The following is a 19,823-nucleotide window of genomic DNA, read 5'->3' as shown; positions in this document are numbered from 1 at the left end:
TTGACAAGGAACCCCAATGTTTGATTTTGATCAGTGGATAGACCGCCGCCCGACCCGCGCCTTGAAATGGCTGAAATACGAAGGCACCGATATTTTGCCGATGTGGGTGGCCGATACCGAATTCCAGGCCCCGCCCGCGGTCATCGAGGCCTTGAGTGAGCGAGTAGAGCACGGTATTTTCGGCTACAGTCGGCCCAGCCCGCAGCTGACCGAGCTGATCATCCAACGCATGGCCGACCGCTACGGCTGGCAGATCGAAGCCGACTGGCTGGTGTACATGCCCGGCGTGGTCCCCGCCCTGAACCTGGCCTGCCAGACCTTCAGCGAGCCAGGCAGCCCCGTGATCACCCCCAAACCGATTTATTATCCCTTCCTGCATGCGCCGGGGTTTCATGGCCGCAAGGCCGCCTATGTAGAGATGGTCGAGCAAGACGGTCGCTGGCTGCTGGATCTGGAGCAGCTTGAACAACAGGCCAAAGACAGCGAACTGCTGCTGTTCTGCAACCCGCATAATCCGGGGGGCACCATCTACACCCGTGACGAGCTGCTCGCCATCAACGACATCGCCAAACGCCATAACCTGATTGTCTGCTCGGACGAAATTCACTGCGATCTGTTGCTCGACGAGGGCAAGCCCCATATTCCTTACGCCGCACTGGACGACGATGCCGCCAGCCGCAGCGTGATCCTGATGGCGCCCAGCAAGACCTTCAATATCGCCGGCCTCTGCTGCTCCTTCGCCATCGTCCCCAACCCCGAGCTGCGCACCCGCTTTACCCGTACCGCCCGCGGCATCATGGCCGACGTCAACCTGCTCGGCTTCGTCGCCGCCGAAGCGGCCTATCGGGCCGGGGATGACTGGCTGGAAGCCCAGATAGCCTACCTGCGCCAGAACCGGGATCTGCTGGTGGAACGCCTCAATCAGGTGCCCGGCATCAAGGTACTGGCACCGGAAGCCACCTACCTGGCCTGGATTGATATCAGTGCGCTGGCACTGGATGATGCCATCGGCTTTTTCGAGCAGGCCGGGGTCGGCCTGTCGCCCGGTGGCCAGTTCGGCGGCAGCGATTTTGTCCGGCTCAACTTCGGCTGCTCCCGAGCCATGCTGGATGAAGCCCTGCACCGCATGATCGCCGCCATCAACAATCGCTGAACCTTCTCTCCGGGCCGCCACCGCGGCCCGGTCATATCCTAGCCAGCCCGGTCTGCGTTGTCGTATTCGACCACGGAACCGCTCCCTTAATTAAGTATTTTTTGCTATATTTTAAACACTTAGCAGCAAAATCAAATCTGAACGATGGTTTACAGTCAGGATAAGGAAACAACCATGTCGATCAAGAAAGTCCTCGGTAGCACTGCCACCGCCATCGGCGTCAGCCTGTTTGCCGTACTGTCGACGCCGCTGGCGGTCGAGCCGGTCTTTATCACCATGGGCACCGGCGGCATGACCGGCGTTTACTATCCAACGGGTGGAGCCATCTGCAGATTGGTTAATCAGGGCCGGGCCGAACACGGAATACGCTGCTCGGTAGAAAGTACCGGGGGCTCGACCGACAACATCAACGCATTGCAGCGCGGCGAGCTGGAGCTGGGAATAGTTCAGTCGGATCTGGAGTACAAGGCCTATCATGGCGAGGGTCCCTTCGCCAAACCGGGACCCTATTCGGATCTGCGTTCCGTTTTTTCTTTGCATGGTGAAGCGGTCACCATCGTGACCCGGCAGAATACCAACATTCGCCGCTTCGAGGATCTCAAGGGCAAGAGAGTCAATATCGGCAATGCCGGCTCTGGCCAGCGCGATACCCTGGATACCCTGCTCAAGGCCTATGGCTGGAGCTACGACGACTTCAGTCAGGTATCCGAGCTGTCTCCGGCCGAGCACAGTCAGGCGTTGTGTGACGACCGTATCGATGCCTTTGTCTATGTGGTCGGTCACCCTAACGGTTCCATCCGGGAAGCCACCATGGCCTGCGAAGCCAGGCTGGTGTCGGTCAGCGGTCCGGTGATCGATAAACTGGTGGCCGAGCACGGCTACTACCGCCATATCACCATTCCTGCCGGGCAATACAGCGGCAACGATGAAGAAACCCCCACCTTTGGCGTGGGTGCCAATCTGCTCACTCACGCCAGTGTGCCGGATGAGGTCATACATACCCTGACCGGCGCAGTGTTCAACCATTTCGATCAGTTTACCCGCCTGCATCCCTCGTTTGGTTTGCTGCAGCAAGAACAGATGGTCAGCGTCGGCCTGACTGCGCCGTTGCACCCTGGCGCAAGCCAATACTTCCAAGAAAAGGGCTTGCTGAAATAACGTACCGGAGCAAAAAGCAAAAAACGCCGCCAGGCAGAACCTGGCGGCGTTTCTCAATGTGGCGGAGGAGGTGGGATTTGAACCCACGGTGGGCTATAAACCCACGCCGGTTTTCAAGACCGGTGCATTCAACCACTCTGCCACCCCTCCGAACGGCGTGAATAATACTGATACTGATGGGGCCTGTAAATAGCCCGGGATTCAACTGCTGTCTAAATCATCATTTCGGGTGTTTTTTGACTTCATGTCGGACTTTTGTCGATGTTCATCGATAAAATACCGACGCAAGAACTCCTCATCGACCGGCGACAGGTCAAACTGCCGGCTTGCCTCCGCGATCAACTGTGGGTTCAGCTGCTCATGCTCCAGCAGCCAGGACAGGGCCTTACGTAGTGACTCATGCTCGCTCATATCGGCTCCGGTGCCAAGTCATGATTTCAGAATAGCAGTCGTATCTTTTCTTTTTTATGTATTTTGAATACACTTTATACCCGCTGACTGAACACCGCATACTGCAACGTCTTTTACTGTCCTCGAGGTTATATGCACTTCAAGCACCGACTGCGCGACGCCACCCTCGCCGGCCTGGCGGCCTTTGTCGCCGTGATTTTACTGAGCTACCTGAAGAGCTGGGCCCATTTCATGGTGCTGAGCGCACCGCTGGGCGCTACCTTGGTACTGCTGCTGCTGTTACCCTCAGCCCCGCTGTCGCGCCCCAAGCACGTCATTCTGGGCCATCTGCTGACCACTGGTATTGCCGTGCTCGGCCTGGAGCTGATCCCCGATCCCATGCTGGGACTGGCCACCTGCTTTGGTCTCGGCATCACCCTGATGGTACTGACCGACACCCTGCATCCCCCGGCGGGCGCCAACCCGATTCTGATTTATCTGTCCGGCGCCCATCTGCCACCGCTGGACTTCATGGTGCCTACCCTGACAGGCAGCCTGTTCATGGTCGCCTTTGCCAGCCTGTATCACTATGTTTTTACCCACCGCCGTTATCCGTTCGGCCCCAAAGCGGCCATCCAGCCGACATCGAAGGCTACCACCACTGAGCGTCGGGTTAACAAGTCACCATGAACAAAAAAGAGCGCCCAGCGCTCTTTTTTGTTCATATAAAATGCCACCGGCTTAGAAATGCCACTCCATCTGGAAGGTCGGTGCACGGGTATCAACACCCGGCTTGCCGTGGTTGCCAAACTTGTTATCCCAGTATTCGTAACCGACTCCGGCCCACAACGTATTACTCTTGTCGAATGCCAGCTGGCCTACATCAAACATCAGCGAGGCTCGGGCCAGCACTTCCGGCTTGGTGTCGTTAAAGCTGTAATCTTCACCCTTGGCGCCGTTGTAATTGGCAAAACCCTGGAACTTCATCGGCACCGGCCCCGCCTGGAAGGGCAGCCCCCACGCCAGACTGATCATGTAGTAAGGATCAAAGCTGATGTCATTAACCTGGCAGAAAACCGCACCACAGTGATTTCGTTCATAGGCGTAGAGCACGCTCAGATCGGCAAAGCCCTTGGGCAGCCCGAACTTCAGGGTCGGGCCCACCACCAGCAGCTGCTTGCGCGGTGCGAAGGTGGTGTTCTTGGTGTTCAGATCGAAGCCAGCCGTCAGCGCCACTTCCTTGACCGGGCCGAAGCTCAGATCCTTGTCCAGCACCTTGCCCAGATGCAGTTGGTGACGGTAGGTCAGATAGGCTTCGGTTGCACCATCACCCTCACCGCGCACATCGCCATTGGCCGGGTCCATATTGTCGGACTGTAGAATATCCAGGTTGAAGAAGTTCTGCCCGTAGGCATAGCCGCTGGCATGAGTCAGCTGCAGGATGTGTTTTTCTACATCATTGGAATTACCCGGCTCGGTGAACTCGGAGCCGTAACGATAGCCGACATAGGTATCAGACCAGGTGGCGGCACTGAGCTGGGGAGCGGCGGAGACGGCCAGCGCCAGGGCAGAGACGGTAAAAATACGCTTACTGAGTTGCTTCATATTCGTGATTCCCTCACATGCTTGAAGTGTGACGTCCTGATTTTTATTGATTTGAACGACATCGGTGCGTGGATTTTTCTGCCATTAAAAGCACAAAAATAATTACACAAACCAACACCAAAGATCTACATATTGTTCACAATAAAAATCACAAATTACTCGTAAGCTCTTGTATTCATCACTGCCCATCGTCGGTTCAAGCCAGCATTTCGGGAGGAAGCTCGGTTGCCATCACCATCAGCGCGGCCCGCTGCTGATTGGCCACCCTGACATTGGGGAAGACCACCGCCTCTTCCTGCTCATGAGCAAACCATTGCCGTTCACCGTCTTCCGCCAATAGCGTCCCGGGCGGGAAGGCGTGAAAGTTGGCGACTTTCTCGGAAAAATGAAAACAGAACTGTTCACTTTGTTTGACTATTTCCTGACATACCCTGAATACCCGTATCTGTTTGATGTCGACGGGGGCCGGTTGCCAGTCCGGCTCGCCGATCAGTTGCTCCAGGTTACGCTCCATGGCCGCGAAGCGGCTGGCATCGTTCTGGCCAAAGGGCATGACCTTGCCCAGCTCCACGGTGAAGGCATGGGCACCAAAGACATGAGCACTGAAATAACTGAAGGTGGTGGTGGGACCATGGGCCAGCAGTATGGTGTCTACCCCGGCACGACACAGAAAGGCCAGCTGGTTGCGACTATAGGGTGCACCATGGGTGAAGGGGTAGATGGCGAACTTTTCGTACGCCGACGGCCGAATGGCGGTATGCAGATCGTAATGCAGCCGTTCGGTTCCTTCCCGGCTCCGGTAGAAGCGCTCGACATATTGTTCCAGCCGGGCCGCCCGTTGCCGTTCTTTGTTCGTTTTATCGCCTCGGGCATGGGCACCGGAAAACAGCCGATTGAGGTTTTCTTCCACTTCGCGCGCGCCAAGATTCATCGCCGCCGGATTGCCGAAGATGAACAGGAGCCGCTGACGACAAGGCAAACGACCGCTTAAAATGGCATTCAGCAAGCGCGCGCACAGTTCGATCGGCGCGGTTTCATTACCGTGTATGCCGCAGGACAACACCAGGTCTCTGCCTGCCGGCGCCACTGGCTCAATACACAATACCCCGGTATCCCACACCTGAACCTGACCACCATCGGGTAGAGATTCACTGAAGGGGGCAAGCTCCCAGGGATGTGATCTGCTAAGGGTTAAAAAATCATCGAGTCGGCTTCCGTTCACATTTACCTCCAGTAACACCAATAAAAACAAAATATCACATGGTGATAAAACATGATTTCAGCAGTAATGTCTAGCAGTGGCACCGGCAGAGCATTCCCAGGACGCCGAACGCCGGTGATGCCTATCGGCCGCTGTGCTTAAAGCAAGTGACCATGATGCTATTTCATGCGGTTATTGCCACTTTCTCCGTATGATTATGCATCTGTCACTGCAGAAACAATATCGGCACAAAGAAGCTCATGCCCGGCGAAAAAGCCGGCTATGGGAGGAAGAAAGGAAGGAAACGAGGATTAAGGACAGGCGGGCACCGCAGTGCCCGCCATGGATTACACGCCGGCCTTGGTAAAGGTGGCGCCGACCAGCGCCTGGGCTTCCCGGATCAGGGTCTCGAGATGAGCCTCTCCCCTGAAGCTTTCGGCATAGATTTTGTAGACTTGTTCGGTGCCGCTGGGCCGGGCCGCAAACCAGCCCTGCTCGGTTACCACCTTGAGTCCGCCGATGTCGGCTCCGTTACCCGGCGCCCGGGTCAAGCGGGCGATGATCGGGTCTCCGGCCAGGGTATCGGCATCGATGTCGGCCGCGTCCAGCTTCGCCAACACCTGCTTCTGAGCCAGGGTGGCGGGGGCATCGACCCGGCGGTACACCGGCTGACCCAGCTCGGCCGCCAGTTTCTGATAATAGCGATGAGGCGTCAGCCCGGTCACCGCCAGGATTTCCGCCGCCAGCAACGAAGGAATGAATCCGTCTTTGTCGGTGCTCCACAGCTCCCCGTTCATGCGCAGGAAGGAGGCACCGGCACTTTCTTCACCGACGAAGCCCAGCCGGCCGTCGATCAAATCCTTGACGTACCACTTGAAGCCCACCGGGACTTCCATCAGGGGACGCCCCAGCTGGTCTGCCACCCGATCGATCATCGATGAAGACACCAGGGTCTTGCCCACCGCCAGATGGGATGGCCACGCCGGTCGATGGGTAAACAGATAATGAATGCACACCGCCAGATAGTGGTTGGGATTCATCAGGCCGTCCGTATCGACAATGCCATGACGGTCGTAATCGGGATCATTGCCGCAGGCGATATCGAAGTCATCCTTCATCGCCAGCAGATTGGCCATGCTGTAAGGGCTGGAGCAATCCATACGGATCTGGCCGTCGTGATCCAGAGTCATGAAGGAAAAGGTCGGCTCCTGGCTCGGATTCACCACCGTGATGTCGAGGCCGTAACGCTCGGCGATATGGGGCCAGTATGCCAGACCGGCGCCGCCCAGCGGATCGATACCGATGCGAATGCCCGCGTCGCGAATGGCAGCCATGTTCACCACCTCCCCCAACTCGGCGACATAGGCACCGATGTAATCAAGGGGCGTCGCCTGTTCCAATGCGCGGGCCAGCGGCACGGTGCGGATATCGCCGCCGGTGGCGATCAGTTCATTGGCTCTGTCCTGGATCCATCCGGTGGCCTCGCTTGAGGCAGGGCCTCCGTCGGGGCCGTTGTATTTGATGCCCCCATCGCGGGGAGGATTATGAGATGGCGTGATCACGATGCCGTCGGCCAGGCTTTCGGGATGAGCGCGGTTGTGGTTGAGAATGGCATGAGATATCACCGGTGTCGGCGTATAACCGGGCCCCGGCTGAATGCATACGTCAACCCCGTTGGCAACCAGCACTTCCAGTGCCGACCCCCAGGCCGCCTCCGACAGAGCATGCGTATCCATGCCCAGAAACAAGGGACCACTCAGCCCCTGCTGGCGACGATACTCGGCAACGGCCTGACAGATGGCGTGAATATGCCGCTCATTGAAGCTGGTATCCAGGGCACAACCGCGATGGCCTGAGGTCCCGAAGGCGACGCGCTGCGCCGCCTGGTCGACGTCGGGCTGCCGTTGATAATAGGCGGCCATCAGCCGCGGAATATTGACCAGATCGGCGGCACTGGCCGGCATCCCGGCGCGGGGATCTGCGCTCATAACATTCGTCCTTTTTACTGCATTAGATACTGTGACACACCCGCTCGATCAGGCTGTGGGAATAGCCCATGGCCGCCATCAGCTGAGCCACGATATTGCGCTTGCGACCGGTATTGGTATTGGTAATGACCCAGTAGGGGCTGCCTTCGATGGCTTTCGGCTTGGTGGTATTGCCACTGGCCAGCAAAGCCGCTTCGTCGTCGGCAAAATAAATACGCTTGCGTCCCTTGATATCGCTGGCCTGAGCAAAGGCCGCCGGGTTCTCGCGATACAGCACCGACAGAATATGCATAAAGCGGTCGATGGCCGACTCCTGTGCCGTCAGCTCGTCACCGTTGAGCATCTGTACCACACCCCGGCCCGGCTCCGGCTCCGCCACAACGGCAGGCGCCGACGCCTGATCGGTCGCCTGTATCGAGTCCAGTTTCAGCAGGCGCCGCAAAATATCCGAGGCACTTTCACCGATATGCCGGGTATTGCTGGCAATATAACGATAAAGATCTTCATCTACCTCTATGGTTTTCATCATGTTTTCTGGCATGTCCACTCCCAATGACGGAGCCTGATTATACATGGAGCGGGCGATGTGCCCAAGCGGGTTGCACCGGTGGCATGGGCAGGCAACAATATCGCCTCTGGTTCCTCGTCTGGAAATGAACATGCAACTGAATTTTCGCCGTCAGGGTCAAGGTCGGCCGGTGATCGTGATCCACGGTCTGTTCGGCAGTCTGGATAACCTGAACGGACTGAGCAAGCCGCTGTCCGAGCACTTCGATGTGATCGCCGTGGACGTGCGCAACCATGGCCTGTCACCACGCAGTGAGCACATGAGCTATCACGACATGGCCCGGGACATCCTGCAGCTGATCGAACAATTGCAGCTGGACAAGCCTGTGCTGATCGGCCACTCCATGGGGGGGAAAATGGCCATGATGACCGCCGGCCTTGCCCCCGCCAGCATCCATGGCCTGGTCGTCGCCGACATCGCCCCGGTCGGCTATACCCAGGCGCGCCACGATGGCGTCTTTCAAGGACTGAAAGCCGTCGCCGCAGCCGGTTGCCGGGACCGGAAAACCGCCGACGAAGTGCTGAGCCGCTATGTGAACATCGCCGGGGTGCGTCAGTTCCTGCTGAAGTCCTTTGTCCCCAACAGCACCGATCCCTGGCGCTTCAACCTGCCGGTGTTGTTCGACCACTATCAAGGCATCATGAACTGGCCCGGCGTCAGCCAGCCTTACGAGGGTCCCGTGCTCTTCATCAAGGGCGGTGACTCCGACTATCTGCTACCCGAACATCAACCCGAGGTGGCACGACAGTTCCCCAATGCCCGGGCCAAGGTGATACCGGGTACAGGCCACTGGCTGCATGCGGAAAAACCCCAGCTGTTCAACCGTCTGGTGCAGGATTTCCTGACCGAGGTCAGTTAACAGGCTTAAATCCTTTGTGATATAGTGGCGCCCAATTTCAACGGTCGGACAACATGATGTCATTGGAACAAATCGAGCTACTGGAAAGCCTCGGTCTCAAGCTGTTTTTCGTGGCCATCTTCCTGTTGATCGGACTGGCCATTCAGGATGTACTCAAAAGAGGCAATGTGCCCAAATTTGGTCGTTACATCGTCTGGCTGGTGTTGTTTCTGGGCTGTGCCGGCTTTATCACCAAAGGCGTTATCGAAGCGCTCTGGGAAGGGGGCGGTGTCGGTTAATTCATGGCCAAGCAAGATGCAGACAGAACCACGCTGGACTTGTTCGCCGATGAGCGCCGGCGCGGCAGACCCAAGACCAATCCCCTGCCCCGGCAAGCCCAACTGAAACTCAACAAGCGCAATCAGCTTAAGCGTGATCGAGAACGCGGCCTTCGCCGCATCGAACTCAAAGTAGACGAGCAGTTGTTGAGCAGATTGAATTTACTGGCCGCCGAGCAACAGCTCAGCCGGGCCGAATTGATCCAGGCCCTGCTGTTGCAACAGCTTGAGCTGCAGGATCCTAATTAGGTCCGGCGGCCTGACCACCCACATTTTCGACAGGTACAGCATTATTATGGCAAGTGTAGGTCTGTTTTTTGGAAGTGATACCGGCAATACCGAAGCCGTGGCAAAGATGATCCAGAAAGAGCTGGGCAAGCATCTCATCGAGGTGCACGATATTGCCAAGAGCACCAAAGAGGACATCGCCGGTTTTGATTTATTGCTGCTCGGGATCCCCACCTGGTACTACGGCGAATCCCAGGCCGACTGGGACGACTTCTTTCCCGAGCTGGAAAGTATCGATTTCAACGACAAACTGGTGGCCCTGTTCGGCTGTGGCGATCAGGAAGACTATGCCGAGTACTTCCTCGATGCCATGGGCACCCTGCGTGAAATCATCGAACCCAAAGGTGCCATCATCGTCGGTCACTGGCCGACCGAAGGCTACGACTTTGAAGCCTCTCGCGCCCTGGTGGACGACGCACACTTCATCGGTCTGGGCATCGACGAAGATCGCCAGCCAGAGCTGACCCAGAGCCGGGTAAAAGACTGGTGCAAACAGGTATATGAAGAAATGTGCTTGAAAGAGCTGGAAGCTTAATCCCGCTTTTCAGGTCTAATCAGGGATGCGGAAGGCGCATCCCTTTTTTGTGTCCGGATACCATGTCGATGGCATCCGCTAACCCGATAGAACTCACGAGAGCAACTATGAAAAGGTTAAGTGTTTTACTGTTGATACTGTTGCTGCCGGCCGCCATGGCCCAGGCCAACATCAAACCGCTTCCGCTGCCTGAAGACAAAGGGCAGCCGGTGGGACAGATCTTGCTCCACACCGCCCAGGAAGGAGATACCTTGGCCAGTCTGGCCCGTTATTACGGCGTCAGCCCGATTTTGCTGCTGGCCGCCAACCCGGATCAGGATTTGTTCCTGCTGCAACCGGGACAATCCGTTGTTATCCCCAATCAGCTGCTACTGCCCCGTGCACAAACCCAGGGCATCGTCATCAACCTGGCGGAACTGAGACTCTACTATTACCCCGAGCAAAATGGTGAAGTCTATGTGTTCCCCATCGGCATCGGACGCGTAGGCCGGGCGACCCCGGAAATGATCACGCGTATCAGCCAGATGCGTAAAAATCCGACCTGGACGCCCACGGCCACCACCCGGCGCGAATATGCAGCCAAAGGGCTGCCGCTACCCGCGGTCGTGCCAGCAGGCCCGGACAATCCGCTCGGCGAATATGCCATGCGCCTGGCCTATGGCAGCGGTGAATACCTGATCCACGGTACCAACGATCCGCTGGACGTGGGCCTGCGTGCCAGTGCCGGTTGTATTCGTATGTATCCTGAGCATGTGGAATGGCTGTTTGCCCAGGTCGACAGCGGTACCCCGGTGCAGATCGTCAACCAGGCACTCAAGGTCAGCACCGACCAATACGGTCAGACCTTTGTTGAAGCGCACGAGCCGCTGACCCCGGAAGGCCTGGCCGATAACCGCCCGCTGGACATGACGGCGCTGATGCCACTGCTGGAGCAGGGCGCCGACCGCCAGCTGATTGAGCAGGTGATCCAGAACCAGCAAGGCATGCCACAACTGGTGGGACAACTCCGCTGAGTCATTTCACCGGATGACAGACATAAAAAAGCCTGGCATGAGCCAGGCTTTTTTTTCCGTACCACCAAATTACTTGGTGTAACGGCCCATCTGGTCCAGACGAGAGTTGGCGCGGTCGGCAGAAGCGCGAGCTTCGGCAACGTCGGCAGCCAGACGATCGATCTTGGCAGAGTTCATTTGCTGGCCTTGCTGAACGGCTTGTACGTCTTGCGCCAGGCTGTCCAGTTTGGTTTCCAGTGCATCGGTAGAGCTACAGCCTGCCAGCAGCAGAGTACCAACAACACCACCAACCAACATCATTTTATTACGCATTACTAGCTCCTTGTTTCTATGGGAGTCAAAAAGACCACTTAGGCAAGCTAAGTATGGACGAAGTTCCCTGCTTACCGCAAATTATTTTATCGCTCATGACAGTAGGAAAATTTGCTTAAGGCCCTGATATGTCATTCATTTGTTTGTTTTTTGCGCACATAGACGGTGCGCTCGACTTCGGCGACCAAATTCCCCTGCTCATCAAGGATATTGAGTCGGAAATGCGGGAAATATTTATCACCGCCCTCCGTCGCCACGAGTATGTCATCCAGCCGCTCTCGACTCAAATGAACATCAGCATAGACCCGAACTCTGCCGGGTTTGAGAAAGGTAATGCTGCCGGCCCTGTCCCACACATGGTAGTCAGGCCCCAGTCGCGCCATCAGCAGTATCGAAAAGACAGGATCGGTCATCGAAAACAGGCTACCGCCATATTGGCTACCGTTGGCATTTTTATTCCACCAACGCAGTGCCAGCCCTACCCGGCAGTAACTGTAATCACTGCTGAGCTGTTCGATGCGGATACCGGCGCCCCAAAAGGGCGGCCAGCAGTTAAGGAGTGTTTTCAGTAACCGGGGACGGGAAAATATCAGCCTCATCACGCTCATCCGACCAGTGTGTATGGCCGGATACTAACAAAGATGAACAGAAATAGGCAGACTTCCTGGCCGAGATCATGGCGTATCCGGACAAAACCAGATTGCGGTTGCCTTTGCCGCCGGGAACAAGCACAATAAAAGCAATAACCAAACGAAATGCGAACCTTTATTTTTATGGCTGACAACAATCAAGCACTGAAAAAAGCAGGGCTCAAAGTGACGCTTCCACGAGTGAAGATCCTTGAGTTGCTGCAGCAACCCGAAACCCAGCATGTCAGTGCGGAAGATCTGTATAAGCTACTGATCGAACAGGGTGAAGAGATTGGTCTGGCCACGGTTTATCGAGTGCTGAACCAGTTCGATGATGCCGGTATTGTCGCCCGCCACCACTTTGAAGGCGGAAAATCCGTATTTGAACTGGCGACTCAGGAACATCATGATCATCTGGTGTGCCTCGATTGTGGCAAGGTGATCGAGTTTCACGATGAAATGATCGAACAGCGTCAGCGGGACATCGCCGCCCACTACAATATAAAGCTGACCAACCACAGCCTGTATTTATATGGCCACTGCAACAACGATCAGTGTCATCATAACGACGAAGACTAAGCCCGGGCACCAGCCAGCATTAAAAAAGCCGCAGTATGACTGCGGCTTTTTTGTGGGCCATGGAAAGGGGATTAACCCTCTTCCTTGCCCCAGGAATCACGCAGTGCCACCGTCAGGTTAAACACCATGCCTTCTTCCTTGCTGTCCCGGCAGAAGTAACCTTCCCGCTCAAACTGGAACGCATGCTCCGACGTAGCCTTAAGCAATGACGGCTCGACCACGGCACCACCGAGCACCTGCAGCGAGGCCGGGTTCAATGCCTGCTCAAAGGATTCGGCCGCGCCCGGGTTGGGTACACTGAACAGCCGATCGTAAAGACGCACCTCGGCAGGCACACCGTACTGGGCGGACACCCAGTGGATCACGCCCTTGACCTTGCGACCGTCGGCCGGATCCTTGCCCAGGGTATCGGGATCGTAGCTGCAGAAGACAGTGACGATATTACCTTCATCGTCCTTTTCCACTCGCTCGGCCTTGATCACATAGGCGTTACGCAAACGGACTTCCTTGCCCAGCACCAGTCGTTTGTACTTCTTGTTGGCTTCTTCCCGGAAATCCGCTTCGTCGATATAGATTTCGCGGGTAAAGGGCAGCTCGCGAGAACCCATTTCCGGTTTGCTGGGATGATTGGGGGCAGTCAGAATTTCTTCATGCTCTGCCGCCAGATTTTCAATCACCACCCGTACCGGCCGCAGTACTGCCATGGCTCGCGGTGCATTCTCGTTCAGATCATCGCGGATACAGGCTTCCAGCATGCCCATTTCCACGGTGTTATCCTGCTTGGTTACACCGATGCGCAGGCAGAACTCGCGGATCGAGGCCGGGGTATAGCCACGACGACGCAAACCGGAGATGGTCGGCATGCGCGGATCATCCCAGCCCTCGACATGACCCTCGGTCACCAGCTGATTCAGCTTGCGCTTGGACATCACCGTGTACTCCAGGTTGAGTCGGGAAAACTCGTACTGACGCGGATGACAGTCGATGCTGATGTTGTCCAGCACCCAGTCGTACAGGCGGCGGTTATCCTGAAACTCCAGAGTACACAGCGAGTGACTGATGCCTTCGATGGCATCCGAAATGCAGTGGGTGAAGTCATACATCGGATAGATGCACCACTTGTCCCCGGTCTGATGGTGATGCACAAAACGCACCCGGTACAACACGGGATCACGCAGCACCATGAAGGGAGACGCCATGTCGATCTTCGCCCGCAGACAGGCCGTGCCTTCCGCAAATTCGCCGTTACGCATACGGGTAAACAGGCTCAGGTTTTCTTCTATCGAGCGGTCCCGGTAGGGGCTGCGGCGGCCCGGCGATGTCAGGGTACCACGATACTCCCGTATCTGCTCCGGGGTCAGTTCGTCGACATAAGCCAGGCCTTTTTCGATCAACTCGACGGCATAGCCGTACAACTGATCGAAATAGTTGGAGGAATAGCGGATATCGCCACTCCATTCAAATCCAAGCCAACGCACATCACGCTGGATAGACTCAACGTATTCGACGCTTTCTTTTTCCGGGTTGGTGTCATCGAAGCGCAGGTTGCACTGCCCCTGGTAATCCTGTGCGATACCGAAATTCAGACAGATGGACTTGGCATGACCGATATGCAAATAACCGTTGGGTTCCGGAGGAAAACGGGTCTGTACCGACCGATGTTTGCCACTGGCCAAATCTTCATCGATGATTTGGCGAATAAAATTGCTGGGACGATGGTCCGCCTGACTCATTCATACACCTCGAGTGTGGGGATGGCATAATCAAACAGCCATGATCCATGATCTCCGCCCGCTGCTCAATAGCCAGAACAGGAATAAGCGGTTTTGCCACCCAAAAAGCCGGTGGCCGCCGAGATAGCAGGTAGTTTAACGCACAACGGGATGAGCTCGCGCCCATCCCGTCGGTAAGGTATCACCGAAGGCGTTGTCCCCGGACGCGGCCTGCCGTCTTATTCCTCGACCGGCAGCGTTTGCTGCACGTACTGACCCGGGGCCGGCATCAGGCTCGGGAATGCATCGCTGCCCGGGGCGCGGGCCGGAACCGTTTTGTCACCAAGATAAGGACTGACCCATTGTTGCCAGTGGGTCCACCAGGAACCCGCTTCGCGCTTGGCCGAAGCCAGCCACTGCTCGGCGTTATCATAGTCCGCATCACTCAGCCAGTAACCGTACTTGTTCTTGTGCGGTGGATTGACCACACCGGCCACATGACCGGATTCACCCAGTACCAGAGTGGTATCCGCCCCAAGCAGACGAGAGCCGCTGAAGGTCGCATCCCACAGGGCGATATGGTCTTCCTTGGTGGACAGGAAGTAGCTTGGCGTCTTGACCTTGCCCAGATCGATGCCGAAATTGCCTACCTTGACCTGACCGGGCTGGCTCAGGCGATTATTGAGATACAACTCGCGCAGCAGGAAGCTGGCACAGGTGGCACTCAGATTGGTGCTGTCGCTATTCCAGTACAGAATATCGAAATCGGATGGTTCCTCGCCCTTGAGGTAATTATCGATGTAATAGTTCCAGTACAGGCTGTTCTCTCGCAGCAGGCTGAAGGTCACCGCCATCTGTCGACCATCGAAGAACCCCTGGGCCTCGCTCATCTGCTCGATGGCACTGACCACGGGATCGTTGATAAAGACCCCCACTTCGCCGGGCTGGGTAAAATCCAGCAGGGTCGTCAGAAAGGTCGCACTCTTGACTCGTGGCTTCATACGCCGTGCGGCGTACAAGGCCATGGTAGAAGCCAGCAGGGTACCACCGATACAGTAGCCGATGGCGTTAACTTCTTTCTCGGCGGTGATTTGCTCGATGACGCGAATGGCCTCCATGGTACCGGAGTGGATCAGATCCTGAAAACCGGTACTGGCCTGCGCTTTACTCGGGTTCCGCCAGGACATGATAAAGACGGTGTGTCCTTGATCACGCAACCAGCTCACCAGCGAATTCTGTTCTTTCAGATCCAGAATATAGAACTTGTTGATGAAGGGCGGGATCACCAGCAAGGGCGTCTGATGCACGGTTTCGGTGCTGGCCGTATACTGGATCAGCTCGAAAATATCGTTTCTGAATACCACTTCACCCGGCGTCGTGGCCAGGTCCTTACCCAGGGTAAAGGCTGCCTGACGGGTCATGCGGATTTTCAGCAGATCGGCACTGGCAGCCAGGTCTTCCTGAAACAGTTCGACACCCTTGACCAGATTGGCTCCCTTTTCTTGCAGGGTCCGTTGCAATAGCTCGGGGTTACTCCAGATGAAATTCGTCGGTGCAAGTGCATTGATGGTCTGGCGAAAGGTAAAACTCAACCGTTGGCGAACCGACTCGGGCACCCCCTCTATCACCTCCAGCATATCGGCCAGCGATTTGGCGAAGTGCAGATAAGACTGCCGCATAAAATCAAAATGAGGATCGTCTTTCCATGATTGATGTTTGAAGCGACGATCACCGGGAGGATCAGCCACCAGACTTTCGGTGCTGTTATCCAGGGTTTTTATCATGCTGTTCTGACAGATGGCCAGTTGCCCTTGCCACCATTGCATCTGCATATCGAGCAGCCGCATCGGATTGGTTGATACCGCCTGGTAAAAGACTTTCAGATCCTCGGCGTTGACGTCTGACAACGCCTGGCTGACCGGGTTGTCCCCCAGTCTGGACCGTTGCATCTCTGACCACATGGTTTCATTCCACTGGAAAAACTGATGCATGGGGTCGGTACCGTTAAACATATCTTGCTGCATTGTCCCTCCCTGATAGAGTTTGTGCCCCAACAGCAACGACAACGGGAAGGAGCCGCCAAGCCCCTTCCCTGCAATATGCGGTAGCTGAAGGGTTAACCCTTAACAGACCTTATTTTTTCTGTGCATCTGCAGCCAGGGCTTCGAGACCGGACTTGAATTCCTGCGCCAGATCGGCCAGCTTCTTGCCGTCTTCCATCATCTGCTGGCTGACACGGGTCATGGTTTCCAGTTGCTTGGCGCCACTGCTCACCAGACTCTGTACATCTTTCACCTGACTGCCAGCCTGCAGTTGCGCCAGACCGATGTCCGCATACTGACGCGCCGCGTCCAGTTGCAGATTGGTCAGTGCAGTGAAGTTGTCGGCCACCAGCTGATTATATTTCATCATGGGACCGAATGTTTTTTCAGTTTGCTCGCTAAAGTTCTTGAAGATATCCGTGTACATAGCCTGTTCCTTAATAAAAGCCGTTAATTACTAGATTCATTACACTCGTTTCAGCACGACTGCCGTGCCCATGCCGCCACCCACGCACAGTGAGGCCAGCCCCAGCGAGCTGTTGCTGCGTTGCAGTTCATACAGCAGGGTCACCAGAATACGGTTGCCGGAGGCACCCAGGGGGTGACCCAGGGCGATGGCGCCGCCGTTGATATTGGTTTTATCCAGCAATGCCTGTTCGGCGACGTCATGCTGGCCGGACAATTGTCTGACCACACCCAGTGCCTGACCAGCAAAGGCCTCGTTCAATTCCAGTCGCTCCATCTGTGCCAGGCTGAGACCGGCACGGGTCAACGCCTGCTCGATGGCCGGTACCGGGCCCAACCCCATGATTTCGGGGTTAACGCCGCCCTGACCGTAGCTGACCACTTCCGCCAGCGGCGTCAGGCCATACTTTTCGACAGCCGACTTGCTGGCCACGATGATGGCGCTGCCGCCGTCGTTGATGCCGGAAGCGTTGCCGGCAGTGACGGAACCATCGGACTTGAAGGCAGGGCGCAAGCCAGCCAGTTTCTCGGCAGTGGTGCCGGCCTTGGGATACTCGTCGGTATCGACGGTCAGGGTTTCCTTGCGGGTTTTCACCTCTACCGGCGTGATTTCGGCCTTGAAGTGACCGGCTTCAATCGCCGCCACGGCCTTGGCCTGGCTGGCTGCGGCCAGATCATCCTGCTGCTCGCGGCTGATGTTTTCCTGGGCCACCACATTTTCGGCGGTCACACCCATGTGATACTTGTTGAAGACGTCAGTCAGACCATCGTTGATCAGCAGATCGCTCAGCGCCATGTCACCCATTTTGTGACCGTTACGCAGATCCCCTTTCACCACGAAAGGAATTTGTGACATGTTTTCGCAACCGGCGGCCACCACCACTTCGGCATCGCCGGCCTTGATGTGGGCACAGGCATCCATCAGCGTCTTCATGCCGCTGCCGCAGACCATGTTCAGGCTGTACGCCGGAACACCCACCGGAATACCGGCAGCCAGGGCCGCCTGACGGCCAATGCCCATCCCCTGGCCGGCGCTGATCACGTTGCCGACAATCACTTCATTCACATGCTCGGCCGCCAGTCCCGCCTGGGCCAGTGCACCCTTAATGGCAATACCGGCCAGTTCGGCCGCAGGAACCGTTTTCAGTGCGCCACAGAAACTGCCAATAGGCGTACGCTTTGCCGCAACAATGTATACAGATTCAGACATAAATTATATTCACTCTATAGATGACAAATTATTGAGTCTTGTATTTATTGCATGTACAGGCCGCCGTTGACCGACAAGGTTTCTCCCGTCACATAGCCGCCATGCTCGCCCGCCAGATATAAAACAGCACCCGCCACTTCTTCGGTGGTCGCCAGCCGTTTCATGGGGATGGTCGCTTTAATGGAATCCAGTACGTCTTCTCGAATGGCGGTCACCATGGGAGTGGCGGTATAACCAGGAGCCACGGCGTTAACACAAACACCAAAACGAGCACCTTCTGCAGCCAGCGCCTTGGTAAAACCAATCATACCGGCCTTAGCAGCCGAATAGTTTACCTGACCGTATTGCCCCTTCAGCCCGTTAACCGAAGAAATATTAATAATACGGCCGCTGCCTTGCTCGCACATCTTATTAAAGATGGGCTGAGTCACGCTAAACAGACTGTTGAGGTTGGTATCCATGACTTGCTGCCACTGCTCCCAGGACATTTTCTTGAAAGTGGCGTCACGGGTAATACCGGCGTTATTCACCAGCACGTCGATGCTGCCCAGCTCGCGCAGCGCCTCGGCCAGCACTTCGGAAACCGCCTTGTGATCACTGACATCCAGTGCCAGCAGCTGAATATCGGCACCATCCAGATTTTCTTCCCGCAACCAGCTGGCCGCCTGTTGCTCTTTGCCAGGCCGGTGTGTTGCGACTACCTTGTATCCATTATTCAAGAACAAACGACACACTTCGGTACCGATACCACCTGCGGCCCCGGTAACCAGTGCAATTTTTTTATCCGCCATCGAATCACTCCTTTGTTTTTTATTTTCCTGCCATTGAAGACCCGGCGTACGCCAGGCCTAAACAGCAAATAACTTCATTGCTCTACATGAAATTAATATCCCGTCAAAGACACTCTACTTTCCCGATCATCGGCTAAAACGGAAAACATGAGAATCACTATAGGCTTATTTTTATGACAAATAAATTAACTTGTTTTAATTTTCCACTAAAAATACAAAAAAAATATAGCCACTACCAAAGAATGAAAACCCGACACAAAAAACCACAAAAAAACCTAAAACAGATAAAAAAACCACCACCTAGAAATAAAACTCTACCGATGGTACATGCTGCTCCTGCTTGGCACGGCCTCCTTGAAAAAAGCCAAAAACCGCCCCGTGGATTTCACGGCGTTTTTATCGGAATAATATGCACCAGGTAAACACAATTTACACCAATAGAGCAGTTGCTCCACCATTGGGTAATTGTATATACATAGTGCTTCATAATGGGTGTCCTTCATTACGCTGCGATCAATAACGGTAGAAAGAATCATAAGCGAAGGATGACATATAAAGGATGACATATAGATGAAAGACGTTTGTGTTCGTCGAACGGCCACCGGAGTGCGCCCTGCCCCCAGTGGCCCCGACCGAGACAGGCGGCGAATCGGGGCATGCCAGAGAAAGGCCCGGAGACAAACCGGATGTGCAGACAGACGGTTGCCGAACTCGGCCACCACAACGGGAACGAGATCCCTTCTTCTCGTTTTCTTCGTGACACCACGTGCCGAGATTCGACTTCGGGTAAAAAAGTGTCATTCGATTCCCCGTGAACGAGCAGGTGATGCAGAATTCACCCGTTTCTGCATACTCTTAGGCCAAACAGGCTGATTTCACTGGGAAAGTCGCTTTGAGTGTTGACAGCCTCAGGGGCAGCCATTAACATGCGCCTCGCATTCAAGCAATGCCTCTTCCCCCTTAGTTCAGTCGGTAGAACGGCGGACTGTTAATCCGTATGTCGCTGGT

General features: G+C 55.7%; 21 protein-coding genes and 1 tRNA gene. 9 read left to right on the top strand and 13 right to left on the bottom strand.

Annotated elements, in window-relative coordinates:
- The first annotated feature begins 16 nt into the window (after positions 1-16).
- Positions 17-1,153 carry a MalY/PatB family protein gene (locus tag BFR47_RS02935; RefSeq protein WP_071471690.1) on the top strand — a complete coding sequence of 379 codons (1,137 nt, stop codon included), beginning with the start codon at positions 17-19 and terminating at the stop codon, positions 1,151-1,153.
- A gap of 174 nt (positions 1,154-1,327) precedes the next feature.
- Entirely contained in the window at positions 1,328-2,311 is a 984-nt protein-coding gene (locus BFR47_RS02930) for a TAXI family TRAP transporter solute-binding subunit (RefSeq protein WP_071471689.1), read from the top strand.
- 59 nt (positions 2,312-2,370) lie between these two features.
- On the opposite strand, the gene BFR47_RS02925 is transcribed toward BFR47_RS02930, so the two are convergent.
- Positions 2,371-2,461 (bottom strand) — tRNA-Ser (locus BFR47_RS02925).
- Between the two features lie 51 nt (positions 2,462-2,512).
- Positions 2,513-2,722: a hypothetical protein gene (locus tag BFR47_RS02920; protein ID WP_071471688.1), complete on the bottom strand. Its 210-nt coding sequence runs from the start codon at positions 2,720-2,722 to the stop codon at positions 2,513-2,515.
- A 132-nt stretch (positions 2,723-2,854) separates the two neighbouring features.
- Here BFR47_RS02920 and BFR47_RS02915 point away from each other — a divergent pair, with 132 nt between their 5' ends.
- Entirely contained in the window at positions 2,855-3,391 is a 537-nt protein-coding gene (locus tag BFR47_RS02915) for an HPP family protein (RefSeq protein ID WP_071471687.1), read from the top strand.
- Between the two features lie 51 nt (positions 3,392-3,442).
- Here the strand turns inward: BFR47_RS02915 and BFR47_RS02910 are convergent, their stop codons facing one another.
- The 4 genes from BFR47_RS02910 to seqA all read right to left on the bottom strand — a co-directional run bounded on the left by BFR47_RS02910 (position 3,443) and on the right by seqA (position 8,021).
- Entirely contained in the window at positions 3,443-4,306 is an 864-nt protein-coding gene (locus BFR47_RS02910) for a hypothetical protein (RefSeq protein ID WP_071471686.1), read from the bottom strand.
- Positions 4,307-4,502: 196 nt separating this feature from the next.
- Positions 4,503-5,528 (bottom strand): succinylglutamate desuccinylase, encoded by a 1,026-nt coding sequence (gene astE / locus BFR47_RS02905; protein WP_071471685.1) that lies wholly within the window; start codon positions 5,526-5,528, stop codon positions 4,503-4,505.
- 326 nt (positions 5,529-5,854) lie between these two features.
- Positions 5,855-7,495 (bottom strand): phosphoglucomutase (alpha-D-glucose-1,6-bisphosphate-dependent), encoded by a 1,641-nt coding sequence (pgm, locus tag BFR47_RS02900; RefSeq protein ID WP_071471684.1) that lies wholly within the window; start codon positions 7,493-7,495, stop codon positions 5,855-5,857.
- Positions 7,496-7,517: 22 nt separating this feature from the next.
- Positions 7,518-8,021 (bottom strand): replication initiation negative regulator SeqA, encoded by a 504-nt coding sequence (gene seqA, locus BFR47_RS02895; protein WP_071471745.1) that lies wholly within the window; start codon positions 8,019-8,021, stop codon positions 7,518-7,520.
- Between the two features lie 133 nt (positions 8,022-8,154).
- Between seqA and BFR47_RS02890 the strand changes: the two genes are divergently transcribed.
- The 5 genes from BFR47_RS02890 to BFR47_RS02870 all read left to right on the top strand — a co-directional run bounded on the left by BFR47_RS02890 (position 8,155) and on the right by BFR47_RS02870 (position 11,075).
- Positions 8,155-8,922 (top strand): alpha/beta fold hydrolase, encoded by a 768-nt coding sequence (locus BFR47_RS02890; protein ID WP_071471683.1) that lies wholly within the window; start codon positions 8,155-8,157, stop codon positions 8,920-8,922.
- A gap of 56 nt (positions 8,923-8,978) precedes the next feature.
- A complete protein-coding gene (locus tag BFR47_RS02885; protein WP_071471744.1) occupies positions 8,979-9,200 on the top strand; it encodes a DUF2788 domain-containing protein in 222 nt (73 codons plus the stop codon).
- A 3-nt stretch (positions 9,201-9,203) separates the two neighbouring features.
- Complete coding sequence (gene ybfE, locus BFR47_RS02880; protein WP_071471682.1) at positions 9,204-9,488, top strand: LexA regulated protein; 285 nt, start codon at positions 9,204-9,206, stop codon at positions 9,486-9,488.
- 46 nt (positions 9,489-9,534) lie between these two features.
- Positions 9,535-10,062, top strand: a complete 528-nt coding sequence (gene fldA / locus BFR47_RS02875; protein WP_071471681.1) for a flavodoxin FldA — start codon at positions 9,535-9,537, stop codon at positions 10,060-10,062.
- Positions 10,063-10,169: 107 nt separating this feature from the next.
- A complete protein-coding gene (locus tag BFR47_RS02870; RefSeq protein WP_071471680.1) occupies positions 10,170-11,075 on the top strand; it encodes a L,D-transpeptidase family protein in 906 nt (301 codons plus the stop codon).
- A 69-nt stretch (positions 11,076-11,144) separates the two neighbouring features.
- Here the strand turns inward: BFR47_RS02870 and BFR47_RS02865 are convergent, their stop codons facing one another.
- Both BFR47_RS02865 and BFR47_RS17365 read right to left on the bottom strand, forming a co-directional pair.
- Complete coding sequence (locus BFR47_RS02865; protein ID WP_071471679.1) at positions 11,145-11,387, bottom strand: LPP leucine zipper domain-containing protein; 243 nt, start codon at positions 11,385-11,387, stop codon at positions 11,145-11,147.
- 131 nt (positions 11,388-11,518) lie between these two features.
- Complete coding sequence (locus BFR47_RS17365; RefSeq protein WP_083398982.1) at positions 11,519-11,986, bottom strand: DUF4442 domain-containing protein; 468 nt, start codon at positions 11,984-11,986, stop codon at positions 11,519-11,521.
- A 174-nt stretch (positions 11,987-12,160) separates the two neighbouring features.
- On the opposite strand from BFR47_RS17365, the gene fur reads away from it, so the two are divergent.
- Entirely contained in the window at positions 12,161-12,595 is a 435-nt protein-coding gene (fur, locus tag BFR47_RS02855; protein WP_071471743.1) for a ferric iron uptake transcriptional regulator, read from the top strand.
- 71 nt (positions 12,596-12,666) lie between these two features.
- Here fur and glnS read toward each other — a convergent pair whose 3' ends face one another.
- From glnS to phbB, 5 genes are all read right to left on the bottom strand, one after another.
- Positions 12,667-14,328 (bottom strand): glutamine--tRNA ligase, encoded by a 1,662-nt coding sequence (gene glnS, locus BFR47_RS02850; protein WP_071471677.1) that lies wholly within the window; start codon positions 14,326-14,328, stop codon positions 12,667-12,669.
- Positions 14,329-14,546: 218 nt separating this feature from the next.
- Positions 14,547-16,331: a class I poly(R)-hydroxyalkanoic acid synthase gene (phaC, locus tag BFR47_RS02845; protein ID WP_071471676.1), complete on the bottom strand. Its 1,785-nt coding sequence runs from the start codon at positions 16,329-16,331 to the stop codon at positions 14,547-14,549.
- A 109-nt stretch (positions 16,332-16,440) separates the two neighbouring features.
- Positions 16,441-16,776, bottom strand: coding sequence for a phasin family protein (locus BFR47_RS02840; protein ID WP_071471675.1), 336 nt, complete (start codon positions 16,774-16,776; stop codon positions 16,441-16,443).
- Positions 16,777-16,815: 39 nt separating this feature from the next.
- Complete coding sequence (locus BFR47_RS02835) at positions 16,816-18,024, bottom strand: acetyl-CoA C-acetyltransferase (RefSeq protein ID WP_071471674.1); 1,209 nt, start codon at positions 18,022-18,024, stop codon at positions 16,816-16,818.
- 44 nt (positions 18,025-18,068) lie between these two features.
- Entirely contained in the window at positions 18,069-18,815 is a 747-nt protein-coding gene (gene phbB, locus BFR47_RS02830) for an acetoacetyl-CoA reductase (protein ID WP_071471673.1), read from the bottom strand.
- Positions 18,816-19,823 lie beyond the last annotated feature (1,008 nt).

Origin of the sequence: Oceanisphaera psychrotolerans, assembly GCF_001870485.1 — a bacterium.
Classification (GTDB): Bacteria; Pseudomonadota; Gammaproteobacteria; order Enterobacterales; family Aeromonadaceae; genus Oceanimonas; species Oceanimonas psychrotolerans.
Note: the sequence above shows the minus strand (reverse complement) of the source record. Positions and strands in the feature narration are given on the sequence as shown.

Excerpts from the sequence above, each read along its gene's own strand:
- BFR47_RS02935 (WP_071471690.1), top strand. The coding sequence starts at position 17 with ATGTTTGATTTTGATCAGTGGATAGACCGCCGCCCGACCCGCGCCTTG.
- BFR47_RS02930 (WP_071471689.1), top strand. The coding sequence starts at position 1,328 with ATGTCGATCAAGAAAGTCCTCGGTAGCACTGCCACCGCCATCGGCGTC.
- BFR47_RS02920 (WP_071471688.1), bottom strand. The coding sequence starts at position 2,722 with ATGAGCGAGCATGAGTCACTACGTAAGGCCCTGTCCTGGCTGCTGGAG.
- BFR47_RS02915 (WP_071471687.1), top strand. The coding sequence starts at position 2,855 with ATGCACTTCAAGCACCGACTGCGCGACGCCACCCTCGCCGGCCTGGCG.
- BFR47_RS02910 (WP_071471686.1), bottom strand. The coding sequence starts at position 4,306 with ATGAAGCAACTCAGTAAGCGTATTTTTACCGTCTCTGCCCTGGCGCTG.
- pgm (WP_071471684.1), bottom strand. The coding sequence starts at position 7,495 with ATGAGCGCAGATCCCCGCGCCGGGATGCCGGCCAGTGCCGCCGATCTG.
- seqA (WP_071471745.1), bottom strand. The coding sequence starts at position 8,021 with ATGAAAACCATAGAGGTAGATGAAGATCTTTATCGTTATATTGCCAGC.
- BFR47_RS02890 (WP_071471683.1), top strand. The coding sequence starts at position 8,155 with ATGCAACTGAATTTTCGCCGTCAGGGTCAAGGTCGGCCGGTGATCGTG.
- BFR47_RS02885 (WP_071471744.1), top strand. The coding sequence starts at position 8,979 with ATGTCATTGGAACAAATCGAGCTACTGGAAAGCCTCGGTCTCAAGCTG.
- ybfE (WP_071471682.1), top strand. The coding sequence starts at position 9,204 with ATGGCCAAGCAAGATGCAGACAGAACCACGCTGGACTTGTTCGCCGAT.
- fldA (WP_071471681.1), top strand. The coding sequence starts at position 9,535 with ATGGCAAGTGTAGGTCTGTTTTTTGGAAGTGATACCGGCAATACCGAA.
- BFR47_RS02870 (WP_071471680.1), top strand. The coding sequence starts at position 10,170 with ATGAAAAGGTTAAGTGTTTTACTGTTGATACTGTTGCTGCCGGCCGCC.
- BFR47_RS02865 (WP_071471679.1), bottom strand. The coding sequence starts at position 11,387 with ATGCGTAATAAAATGATGTTGGTTGGTGGTGTTGTTGGTACTCTGCTG.
- BFR47_RS17365 (WP_083398982.1), bottom strand. The coding sequence starts at position 11,986 with ATGAGGCTGATATTTTCCCGTCCCCGGTTACTGAAAACACTCCTTAAC.
- fur (WP_071471743.1), top strand. The coding sequence starts at position 12,161 with ATGGCTGACAACAATCAAGCACTGAAAAAAGCAGGGCTCAAAGTGACG.
- glnS (WP_071471677.1), bottom strand. The coding sequence starts at position 14,328 with ATGAGTCAGGCGGACCATCGTCCCAGCAATTTTATTCGCCAAATCATC.
- phaC (WP_071471676.1), bottom strand. The coding sequence starts at position 16,331 with ATGCAGCAAGATATGTTTAACGGTACCGACCCCATGCATCAGTTTTTC.
- BFR47_RS02840 (WP_071471675.1), bottom strand. The coding sequence starts at position 16,776 with ATGTACACGGATATCTTCAAGAACTTTAGCGAGCAAACTGAAAAAACA.
- BFR47_RS02835 (WP_071471674.1), bottom strand. The coding sequence starts at position 18,024 with ATGTCTGAATCTGTATACATTGTTGCGGCAAAGCGTACGCCTATTGGC.
- phbB (WP_071471673.1), bottom strand. The coding sequence starts at position 18,815 with ATGGCGGATAAAAAAATTGCACTGGTTACCGGGGCCGCAGGTGGTATC.